Annotated in this window: 6 protein-coding genes; all 6 read right to left on the bottom strand. The window is 47.1% G+C overall.

What is annotated here, in order from left to right; all coding sequences use genetic code 11:
• Positions 1-29: 29 nt before the first annotated feature.
• The 6 genes from FM107_RS09085 to FM107_RS09060 all read right to left on the bottom strand — a co-directional run bounded on the left by FM107_RS09085 (position 30) and on the right by FM107_RS09060 (position 12,214).
• A complete protein-coding gene (locus FM107_RS09085) occupies positions 30-2,654 on the bottom strand; it encodes a SusC/RagA family TonB-linked outer membrane protein (protein WP_086948200.1) in 2,625 nt (874 codons plus the stop codon).
• Positions 2,655-3,285: 631 nt separating this feature from the next.
• The gene (locus FM107_RS09080) at positions 3,286-5,376 is read right to left on the bottom strand and encodes a hypothetical protein (protein ID WP_086948199.1); all 2,091 of its coding nucleotides are present in this window, start codon (positions 5,374-5,376) and stop codon (positions 3,286-3,288) included.
• 50 nt (positions 5,377-5,426) lie between these two features.
• Entirely contained in the window at positions 5,427-7,247 is a 1,821-nt protein-coding gene (locus FM107_RS09075) for a sialate O-acetylesterase (RefSeq protein ID WP_218778950.1), read from the bottom strand.
• An 89-nt stretch (positions 7,248-7,336) separates the two neighbouring features.
• Complete coding sequence (locus tag FM107_RS09070; RefSeq protein WP_086948197.1) at positions 7,337-8,902, bottom strand: glycoside hydrolase 43 family protein; 1,566 nt, start codon at positions 8,900-8,902, stop codon at positions 7,337-7,339.
• 3 nt (positions 8,903-8,905) lie between these two features.
• On the bottom strand, positions 8,906-11,365 hold the full coding sequence (locus FM107_RS09065; protein ID WP_086948196.1) for a glycoside hydrolase N-terminal domain-containing protein: 2,460 nt from the start codon (positions 11,363-11,365) through the stop codon (positions 8,906-8,908).
• A gap of 21 nt (positions 11,366-11,386) precedes the next feature.
• Positions 11,387-12,214, bottom strand: a complete 828-nt coding sequence (locus FM107_RS09060; protein WP_086948203.1) for an esterase family protein — start codon at positions 12,212-12,214, stop codon at positions 11,387-11,389.
• Between the last annotated feature and the right edge of the window lie 227 nt (positions 12,215-12,441).

The raw sequence follows: 12,441 nt of genomic DNA, 5'->3' as shown, positions 1-12,441 counted from the left end.
GCAAAGATAAATGGAGTAAAGATTAGCTCCTATACGGGGTTAGTAGGGCGGATACCTTTATACGCCAGTCGCGTATTAAATCCACCCTCAAAATTGGGATTCGTGTCCAAAATCTGGCGATCGTCTGCATTAATTGCGCGTACCGGCGCACCGTCCTCACTATATTCTCCCGTATACTTCACCTTAATCATACCGGAATTTCCACCAGGCTCGAGAATATCTAGATGCGAATCCCCCTCTTGCCAAAGGCCTGTCTTTTCGTAATCATAAATCACGTCGATCGGGTGTCCAACAAACCACGCATTACCCTCATCACGTTCACGGCCAGATGATAGCGCGAGAAGCTTGTTGCGATTCAAATAGAAATTAAAGCCTGCTTCCCATGTCAATCCATCGGGGTTATCTAAGATCGTTCCATCAAGTGAAAACTCAAAACCCTTGTTTTGTGTCTCCCCTATATTTCCCATGTAGCTACCCACACCTGACGATGCTGGCAAACCGACACTCAACAACAAGTCTTTGGTATGTTGCGTATAGTATTCAAATGTACCACGTAACCTGTTTTTCAATAAAGAAAAATCAACCCCGTAATTCCATGTCGAAGTGTATTCCCAGCCAAGTGCCGCATTCGGTAACTCCGAAACGAAATAACCCATAGTAAATTCGTCGGCGAAATTATAAGGGCGCGTCGAAAGTCGGCCTAATGTCTTGTATGGTGCTACGGACTGGTTCGAAGTTTGACCGTATCCTACGCGGAACTTTAACAGATCCAACCAGCTAACGTCTGCAAGAAACGATTCCCTTTTTGCGTTCCAGCCAGCGGAAATTGCCGGATACGCGTGCCATTTGTGCCCGGGTGCTAATCGAGATGACCCATCCGTACGAATTGTAGCACTCAACATATACCGTCCGTCGTAGTCGTACATCGCACGTGCCATCCACGACATCAATCCCGTTTTGTAATAATCCTGATTATTAGGATCGACCGTAATCTCGCCCGAGGCATGTCCCAAGTTATAAAACTGAAACTGATCTGCCGGAATATCTAATGCCGAAACTTGTGAGCGATTATAGCGGATCTGTTCGGCGGAATAAAGCCCTACCACGTTCAAATTATGCTTTTCTGCAAATGTGCGATCGTATGTTAACAAATTTTCAATGGTCCACTGTGTATGCAAGGAGTTACTAATCGAGGCCGTCGAAGGGGTGCTAGCTTCCGAGCTGAAGATCCCTTCGCCGGTATAAGCTCCGCCGTTAGTCGTTCTAAAGTTGAGGCCCACATTGGCTCTATATTTCAGGCCTTCAATGCCCGGTATGTCGATTTCCCCAAAAAAAGTATTGTAGGAACCGAATCCCTTCGACATATCCACCCATTTATCGCCTAAATTTTCGATTCTATCTCGCGCATATACCCAATGATTATCTTGCGCCATGCCGACAACATTCTTATAGGAACCATCCTCATTATAGGGGTTGGCGATGGGGGTCGTACTTAAAGTCGTGTAGACACCTAAATTATTTCCTCTATTAACCGAATAATTATTATTCGTGCTGAAACCTACACGTATCCGTGACCCTATTTTTTGATCTAGACTTCCGCGCAGCGAGAAACGGTCAAAATTTTGGCCAGGGAGGACAGCCTCGTCACGAAAGTAGCCCGTGCTAAAGTTATAGATTGTTTTTTCGGTGCCTCCAGAAACACTAAGGTTCTGACTGGTCGTCAGACCATTTTTATACAGTAAATCCTGCCAATCGGTATCGACATCATCCGATTCGTCAACGCCGTTCTGGTATAATCCAGCATCCTTTCTGAGCTGAACGAAGTCGGCTCCGTTCATCATCGGATACCTGGCGAATAAAGTTTTCACGCCCGTATAACTATTAAAGGTAACGCGCGCTTCTTGTCCCGCATATCCCTTATGCGTGGTGACCAGAATAACACCATTTGCACCTCGAGAACCATAAATAGCCGTGGCGGACGCATCCTTCAAGATATCGACACTTTTTATATCGATCGGGTTAATATCACCAATCGATCCCGCAAAAGGAATACCATCCAAAACAACCAATGGATCATTGCTGGCAGTTAGAGATCGTGTACCGCGAATACGTATTTGCATGGCGGCACCAGGTTTGGAGGAAGTTTGTGTCATTTGCACGCCTGCCACGCGTCCTTGCAGCGCTTGGGTAATATTGGCCGCGGGAACTTCATTCATCTGTTCGCCACTGACCGATGCGACCGAACCCGTGATGGCTTCCTTCCGCTGCGTTCCGTACCCAACCACGACAACCTCATCCATTGCTATATCCGAGGCAGACAATGTGATCTGTATTTCGGTTTCTTTGCCCAGCGTATATTCTTGCGTCTTAAAACCGACATAAGAAAATACGACGACAGCATTAGCACTTGCGTTCACGGAAAACTGCCCATTCGTATCTGTCGACGTGCTCGTTGAGCTCCCTTTGATATGTACCGAAACGCCCGTTAGGGGGCCGCCTGCTCCAGAGCTCACAGTACCCGAAACAGTTCGCTGCTGTGCCCAAGCACTATTGGTGAACGCTAAAAATAATAAAAGCAAAAACCAATGTACAGGAACGCCGCTCCTGGCTAACGTGAATGCCCCTAGTGATAAAAAGTTAGGTTTTGTTATCATAATAAATTTATTTGGTTATTGTTTATTTCAACTGTCTAAACAAGCGGTTGCATAATTCACTTAAAAAACGAAATTACTACAACAATCAATCGCGTAAACGGGTCTATAATTTTTACTTTTTCGGGTCGAGTCTCTTGATCGAGAATACGGCCTCTTGGTTGCTGATACAAGTATAACTGTATCGTTGTTGCTACATATTTGCGTAGGTAACATAAGCGTTTCAATTCGTTACTTTCTACACTTTTCTGCACTTATTCGCCGATTTTTAGCAAAACAAGTCACTATCGGGTCACCGCACCGCAGCTCCATGATGGTTTCTGTAATCCCTCGATTATAACGGCAAACGGAAAGTTAATTTCTGCCTAAAACTCAAAAGCTGCGGCACCGTTTTTCGTACACGCAAGTCCTGCGTTCCGGTCTTTATCGAAGTAGATTTAAGGAGAACATTATGGTTGTGCGGATGCATCCAGGCTATCGTTCCATACGGCATATACGTGTAGCGCTCTGTCGCTATGGATCGCTTAAATGTTTGGTACCACGCCCCCCGCTGCGTCTTGCCAAAAATACAGCATGCTGCGCATCATTTTATTGCTGCACAGCATACTTGGTTAGCAAATTCGCAAAGGGTCATCTATTCGACGCCAAATACAACGCGGTATGTTTTCACGACGCCATTATAATCAAAGCGCACTACAGCCGCTCCGCTATTTGATTGGGCCTGTGTAATATCCACTTTTACCTCCGAACTATCGCTACTGGCAGACACGGTTGGTAGTTCCGTGCTTGCTGCAGGAAGCTGATAGCTTGTCTGGTAAACGTCATAACCAACTATGCCATTGGCATTTGTTGACCTAACGGGTATTTTTGGCAACGCGAGTTCCTTGCCATTAACTGCGATTGTAACCGATGGAACGACCGGAGCGTCGAGGACCCTTTTGTTCGAACTGAAGCCCAGCCCGGCTAAATCAAAAAGCGCTTCTGCCCCGTCGCCCTCAGCCACAAGAAAAATTGCATGCTTTTTATCCAAATGATCGACAAACTTCGCCACGTCAACGGTGAATCGCGTCGTCTTCTGTGCAGCCCCGGCAGGAACGCTAATCTCTGCTATTTTTGTTCCTTTCCAAGCATCGTTATCCCATGGACCATCTAACCATACGTTGACTTTAAAAGCATTTATGGATTTGGGGGTTATAAATAGATTAAAGGAGGTCTCATTTCCTACTTCAGTTCCCGGGAAGGCCTTTAACCCGTTTTTATCATGATCAAGTCCTCCAAAACCAAAATATTTGTACCCAATGATATGACTGTCCTTCACATTTGTGATTGGCATATGATTATCCCAAATATCCCAGGTATCTTGCATCGTACTCCCCTCAGAAAGGTAACTTGCATAACCTGCCGAATAATATTGGTACGGATTAAGCCCATACATATGGAAGCCTTCTGAGGTCACCTCAGCACCTGTATATTCTCTACCTTGGTTATCTTTTGCCGTCCACATACGGTCCGCTGCATAAGGATCATAAGCACGAATTCTGACAGTACCTCCCTGAGAAACGGACTGCTCATCCCAGTCGATTGTGATCGGGGCGACCACGGCTTGACGCGCAAAACCAAAGCCGCGCGGTGGTCGGTGGTAAAAAGCATACCACTGGCCGTTTATTAGCTCGATACTTCCGTGTGTATTGTGTCCTCCGCTAGTCGTCTCTATCGCGCTTCCATCCTGATTTAACACCGGCCCACGTGAATCCACCAATACACCGCCGCTTTTCCACGGTCCCAGCGGTGAGTCACCAACCAGATAGCGTAGCGTAGAGTTAGAACTCGCGACACCATACTCCGGACCCGAGTATCCACTATAGACCGAAACGTACTTGTTTCCGACTTTACGGATCGATGATGCCTCAAAAAAATTGAACGTCCCTAAATCTTCACCCGGTAATATGTTCGGGTATTCCGTGCCAGCCGGATCGCGTAGCTCCCCATATTTCGCACTCGCGGGGATAAAGTAGTTAATAACTTCGGTGCCGGGCCTTACCGAATACATGGTATTCTGATCCAGCTGTGCCGCCAATGACCGTTGGAAGCCCCAATATGCGTATGCCCTGAAACCAATTTCGTAATCCGGATCCGCCGGATCGGTTATATACTCGACATATACCGCCGGATCGAACCCCAGAATACTGCCCTCAACGGTTCGTTTCCCGTCCGCGGTCATGTTTATCGGCGTAAAAGGTCCATCTGGACGATCGCCTTTTGCAACCATCGCTTCTCGATGCTCCCCGCGGCTATGCGGATATAAATAGTACTCTTTTGTGCCGTCCTTTCTTTTTACCTCGACGAGGTCTGGCGCGTACATCACGTCCCACTGTCCATCAATTTCATACGTGAAAATCGCCCCTTCATCGCGCCAGCTTGACAGGTCGTCCACAGGTGCCGACCACATACGAATATCTGGCCCGCAATAGCTATCAAACCGCAAATCATGCGAACCGATAATGTACGCACGGAATTCCCCTGGGCTATCCGGATCTTCAAACACGCGAGGCTCCCCATCGGGTACGTGCTCCCAAAGGGGTAAATAAGGGTTCGCTCCTTGGGTAGGTGTGTACTTCTGCTGCGAGTTCGTTTCAGCCGGAAGACCACTTTGTGCTTTAAGCACCGTTGCAGAAATCAACGTTGCGGCAACAACGGATAACACGAATTGCTTTTTGTTAATCATAATATGTAATCCCTTTATAATGGTAAATGTTGATTAGATTTTAATATAGCCTACCAATCGTCTGTCCGAAATGGAGAGGCCAATAACCCCTGTTTATTAGTTAGGTTGGCATCTTCCGGATTATCGCTCCACGCATAGCGGACGGCTTTCGGGTTTTTCACCGTCATATTACTTACGACAACCGTACTCCCTTTAATAACCGCCTCCGCCCAGACGAACTTCCGGTCGTCTCCGGCAATTGCAAAATGCTTCAACTTGCCCGATTTACTCTGCAACCCGCCGGCGGTTTCAGTAAAAGAAAGAATAATTTTATCACCTGCTATTTTCATTCCCTGATACAGCGGACCCGAACTCATCACTTTCTCCCCGTAAACAACCTTTCTGGCTCCCAAAAACAAACGGTGAGCGACATCCTTTTTGTTCAAGGGGTGAATATCATTCCACTCGCCCAAGTCGTAGGTCACCGTCAGTGCCGTATGGGCAACCTCCTGCACGGCTTTCATTTGCGCTTCGCGTATCCTAGCCCAGCCACTCTGCTGCGGCTGATCGGGTTTTCTCATGTAATTGGGCAGCTGTACGATCAGAAAGGGCAAATCGGGCGATTGGTAGAGTGCACGCCAATCGCGTATCATCGATTCCAAATACGTTTGGTAATGCGCCGGCCGTCCGGCATTGGTCTCTCCTTGATACCAAATCGCGCCACGCACCTGGTAATCACGGATGGGATAGACCATGCCGTTAAACAGTCCCGACCCGGCCGTTTTTAAATTCTCTAGGCGGTCTTGATATCCATGAGCCTGTTCCAGGTCTAAACCTACCTGATATTTCCACTCCCCACGCAGGTCCACTTCCTGCTCATCACCTATTATTTTATACGCTTTGTCCTCGACAAAGCCTCCATTTCCACCGCGGGCAGTCAGCTGTATGGTAATGTTATTTGTTCCAGCACGCAATATCCCTGCAGGGATATCATACTCACGCGGCGGATACTTATAACCCGTCGACCCCACAAAGTGTCCATTCACGAAAACAGAATCGCTATCAATCAGCATACCCAAACGGATCTTCGCATGGCGCCCTTCCATGGACTGAGGCACGTGTACATCTTTTCGTAAGTAGATCACCCCCTTCGTGTTTATACCCGCTGCCCGCCACAGCCCCGGAACAGACATCGTTTTCCAGTCAGCGTCATCCCAGTCCCTGGCCATCCATTTTCCCGTTCCTCGGTCTTGCATTACTTTAGACAGGCTGTCGAGCGCAACTTGATCAACTAATAAATCAGGAAACTCGCGCAGGTGCTCCTGGCTGATCCAACTTTCAATCGCCGAACCACCCAGGCTCGAAACGAGCATACCTACGGGCACTTTCGTGTGGCTATAGGCTTGCTGCGCATAAAAATAAGCCAAAGCGGTCCAATTCATCACTTCCGAGGCAACCCCCGAATACCATTCTCCCCCCGCGGCGATATCATCCTGCACCCCCGCAACCGTATTTTGTGTGGGTACTTTGAAATAGCGTATCATGTGGTTGTTAGATACATTTATTTCTGGATAACGCCGTGTTACTCGGGCGATCGGCGTTTCCATATTGGATTGACCGGAGGCTAACCACACGTCACCAATCAGGATATCACGGATGATAATTTCGTTTACTTCCATTACAAACGGCCCACCAGCAGCATGCGGCGGTAAAAGCACAGACCATTTACCATCATCCCGAGCTTCGGTATAGTAGTGTTTGCCCTGAAACCGAACGGTTACTTTCTCTCCCACCTCTGCCCATCCCCAGATACGCAGGTCAATATCTCGTTGCAACACCATCTTGTCTGCAATTAGCTGCGGAAGACGTACCTTGGCAACCGCGATTTGCATACTAAAGGCTCCTGTTAAAAAAAACAATAGCAGCAACCAATTTTTCCTGTTTAAAATACGCGTCATAATTTAACTTTGCTTTATCGCTTTTATTGGCTAATATGAAAATAATCAAAATCCACATAGCCCCCTGAAGTTTTCGTTGCATAATTGAATAACCCAAAACGATAGCCCATAAAATGTGGAAGGGTATACTTCATTTTCAGGGCTGTTCCGATAGGCTCCCATTTTTCTCCGTCTAGGCTGTAATGGAAATTCGCAACGTCCTTTTTATTTGTAAAATCGCATTCGGCCCTGAGGTATATCCTTTGCTGGGTTACAGGGATGTTAGCCACTTCAAGCGGCATTCCGGTTGTCGCATTCACCATAACCAACGATCTTTTATTACCTTCCATCCGAACGCCTACTAAACCGTAGTTTTTCTGCAGCAGCGAGAGTCCCGCGAAATCGCCGTTTTTCATTTTCGATACATCTATCGCTGTAGAGCCCACGCATGTCGGACCAATGGTCCGCTGGGTTAAAGTGTTTCTTGCCTGCAAGAAATGCTCGTCGAGGCGATCTGTTTTCAAACGCAAATACCCTCGACGCTCGTTCACCGACCAAAGGTGATCCGCCGGGTTGTGATTCCACTGCCATACCAACGGTAACGCGCGCTCACCTTGCTTCCTGTCAAACTCGTCCGAAGCGACCACCCCCGGGATAAGCCCCTCACTAGCCGGAAGGTCTAATTCCATAGGAACTTTACCGTCCATCCCCAAGACTGGCCACCCATCTTCCCATTTCAGGGGTACCAAAAACGGAATCCGGCCGACTGCACCGTAATCTTGAAATAGGTAAGCATACCATTCCCCGTTCGGCATATCGATCAGTCCGCCCTGCGCTACTCCTTTGTCCTGCAGTACCACGCGACCTTCGTAAGGCCCGCCCAGCTTGTCCGCTCGGTGTACAATCACCGTACGCATCCCACCTGGAGGCCACGATATGTTGAACAGGTAGTATTTTCCTTTTACTTTAAATAACTGCGTCCCTTCAGCGGGAAGACCTCCCTTCTTTCCTGCCGATGTACTGGGTAAAGTTGCATTTTCGATCAATACACGCTGCGATTCTAAATTAACACCTGAAAGGTCAGGCTTTAATTCAATAATCTGGATCTTCCCTGCCCCCCAAATCATATATACCTTATCGCCTTCAAAAAATAAGGTATGGTCGTGCAGCATGGGCTCAAACTCGTGCGCCTGCCAAGGGCCATTTTCGATATCAGTCGTTGTATAGATATAAGTCTTATCCGTAGTTTGTGCAAACGTACTTACGTAATACGTGCCATCATGAAACCGAATGCTACTTGCCCAGGAGCCACGTCCATAGGTGTTTTTACCATGATTTAGATTCAGCTCGTCCATATTCCCTAATGATCCGTGCCCATACCCGATCAATTCCCAATTGGTCAGATCTTTTGACTTCATCAGTGGTAACCCCGGGTTCATGTGCATGGTGGTACTGCTCATGTAATAGGTGTCCCCGACCCGCATCATCGACATATCTGGCACATCGGCAAAGATGATTGGATTTTTTGCCTGTTGTCCTTGTCCATAACCACTCGTGGCGATCAATGCGGCGCAAAATAGAACTTTTAAAATAGTAGATAATCTAAACATAAATTATTTTTTTATCGAAAAAACATATTTCTTACCCGCGGTGGTAGCGATATCATATTCGTAAACTTCCCGCAAATCGTTTCCTTTCAGGGAGGCTTGTGCCGAAACAAGAACCGCGGAACCTTCGACGGCATTTAATAAGCTATTTGAGTTTTCACCGGTTGCTTCATGAAGCCCTTTACCATCGAGTGGCACATACGAACGAAGTCGTAGGTTTCCCCCGATAGCCGACCACACGGTTACTTTTTGTACTTCGCTATCTTCCCAGCGCATAGCCACTTCAAAGCCACCACGCGCTTTGATACCCTTCACAGATCCATCAGGCCATATAGCCGGGATCGCCGGCAATAAATGTACCGCCCCATCGTGGCTTTGGATTAACATTTCCGCCACGCCAGCGGTCAAACCGAAGTTACCATCAATTTGAAACGGAGGGTGAGCGGTAAACAGATTCGGATAGGTTCGCCCGTCTTTATTTTTACCGTCGGCCAAGGTCAACATATTGTTGATGATTTGATAGGCATGATTGCCGTCCTGCAAGCGGGCCCACAGGTTGACTTTCCAACCGATCGACCAACCTGTTGCCAGATCTCCCCGATAGTTCAGCGAATTACGAGCAGCTTCAAAAAGTTCAGCAGTCCGATAAGGTGAAATTTGGTTACCAGGATACAAACCATACAAGTGTGATACATGACGATGCTCGCTTTTGGGGTCATCAAGGTCTTCCAGCCACTCTTGCAGCTGTGCATATTTGCCTATCTGCATCGGAGGAATACGCTTGGCCGCTGCTTGAAGCTTCGCCCTGTACGACGTGTCTTCATCCAATATCTCACTGGCTAACGCCGTGCGCGTCAACATGTCGAACACCAATTGGTTGTCCATTGTCACCCCTGCCGAGATGGCCCCATGTTCCGGGGAAACCGAGGGCGACAATACCAACCAGTCTTTTTCGGTATATCCAGGATGCGCAGTCAATCGTGTCAACAAAAAGTCCGATGCCCCTTTCATAATCGGATACACCTGACGTAGAAATTCTTTATCACCACTGTATAAATAATGCTCCCATAGGTGCTGCGTTAGCCACGTTCCTCCCGTCGGCCACATTCCCGCCGCTGCAAAATCGATCGGACTTGTTACCCGCCAGATATCCGTATTGTGATGCGTCACCCACCCCTGGGCGCCATAAAGCTTTTCGGCCGTACCCTGACCACTTTCGCTCAGCTCTTTAATCATCTGGAATAAAGGCTGATGGGTTTCCGGAAGATTCGTCACCTCCGCCGGCCAATAATTCATCTCCGTATTAATATTGATCGTGTATTTACTGTCCCAAGCGGGTTGCATCGCGTTATTCCAAATTCCTTGTAGGTTTGCCGGCTGCCCGCCGGGCTGGGATGAACAGATTAGCAGATAACGCCCGAATTGCACCAATAAAGCGACCAATGCCGGGTCCTGCGTTGTTTTGAAATTCGCAATCCGTTTGGTAATGGCCTGGTCGGAGTCGATAGATTTTCCCAAATCCAACGAGAAACGACCAAATTGCTGATGATAAAGAGCGCAATGCTCCTTTTTTGCGGTTTTGAAACTTTTCTTCTCCGCCAAGGCGAGTTTATCCGAGGCCCGAGATGCCTGATTGGTGTCGAGCGTTTTGTAGTCTACAAAATTAGTTCCGATCGAAATATAGACGACAACAGAAGTCGCATCAGACACCGTTAATTTGCTATCGGTGAATTCCACCTTTCCATCTTTATTTTTGACTGAAGTCTGCGTTTGGTATACAATTTTGCCGTCAATCCCTTCGTGCGCTGTTCCTTTCCCTTCTAAAACTAAACGGTCCCCTTCTTTGAAAGTACGATGATCGGAAGGGTTTGTATAGGATAATGCAAAGTTTAACATACCCTTTTTGCTCGCCGTTAGCTGCATGATGATAACATCATCGGCAAAGGATGAGAATACTTTACGGGTGTACCGCACACCTGCCACTTCATAGGTAGACGTAACAATAGCTGTTTCTAAGTCCAATTCCCGTGAGTAACTGTTATAAATTTCATGGCCGGGAAAATCCAATAGCACGCTTCCTGCCGTTTGGAATGGCATGCCGTGTGTCTTGGTGAAAAAGGTTTCATTTAATAGCTTATCCGCTTCACCGGCTTTTCCTTCAAAGATCCACCGCTGGATTTGAGGTAAGGCCTCTAGCGCCTTTTCATTGTCATTACGATAAGGCGCACCGGCATATATTGTCTCCTCATTGAGCTGTAGCTCTTCGCGATCGGGTACACCATATACCATAGCTCCCAAACGGCCGTTTCCAATAGGCAGAGCCTGTTCCCAAACCCCGTCCATCACGGGCTTTTCATACCAAAGCTTTAAAGACCTTGCTGATTGCGCGAAACTGACAGCATTACAAAGAAACGTACCACATATTCCTAACAGAATAAATACATGCAAAATTCTTTTGTTGTTCATATTTGTGAATTTACAAATGCCTTATTTAAATAGTAGTTGAGAAATTTGATAAAGATCATTTTTCCAAACCTTGAAGTCGTGCCCGCCAGGTTCGACGTAATACCTATGAGGCACTTGATGCTGCGCGAGGTATTCGTGGGTACGCTTCGTAATTTCCATCAACCTATCTTGATCTCCACAAGAGATCCAAAGCAGTTTTAATTTATTTTTTGCTTCTTGCGGATTTGGCAGAAGTTGTTCGGGTGTCTGCGTATTTGGCGCAGACGAAAAACCACCCACCCAAGCAAATACATCCATATTCCCTAATCCAAAATTTAACGCTTGCCCGCCGCCCATCGATAGGCCAAACAAGGCTCGATGCTTCTGGTCTGACTGAACGGCATAATTTCGCTCGACAAAAGGGATCAAATCATCAAGAAGGTCGCCTTGGAAGGTAGAAAATGCTTTCACTTTATCGGCAGCCATAATATCACCCGTAGCACGGTCATCCTTCATTGCGCGTCCATTTGGCAATACGACAATCATCGGTTCCAATTTCCCTTCTGCATAAAGGTTATCCAAGATGATGTGGGGAACACCATTTTTAAACCACTCCAATTCATCTCCACCTATGCCATGGAGAAGGTACAACACAGGGTATTTTTTTGACTTAGAGTATCCCGGCGGGGTATATACCAGCGCTTTGCGCTTAACGCCTACCGTTGTCGACTTATAACTTATCGTATCTATATCGCCTCTAGCAATATTTTCGCGTTTTGTATCAAATCCTGTAGGTGCAATTTTCACCTTTTGTGCGCTCGAAACCGTCCAGCTCAGAACAGTGACCATTAATATAAATATCCCCTTCATAATAAATTTATATACTGCATTTATCGTTATTTCTTCGCCGCTTCGAACACCCACCCCTCCTGCATCTCGCCCTCGGCCATTACTAGGCAAATCAGACGATCATCTTGGTTCAGCTTTTTTGATTACGCGGCACCATTTACCTGGCCGCACGAAACATTGATGTGAATCGCTTTTAACTGCTACATACGAATGTGTCATACGAACGAGGTACGCTTTGTCTGTTAAAA

The organism is Sphingobacterium sp. JB170, assembly GCF_900163865.1.
Classification (GTDB): Bacteria; Bacteroidota; Bacteroidia; order Sphingobacteriales; family Sphingobacteriaceae; genus Sphingobacterium.
This window is presented reverse-complemented; position numbering and strand designations above follow the sequence as displayed.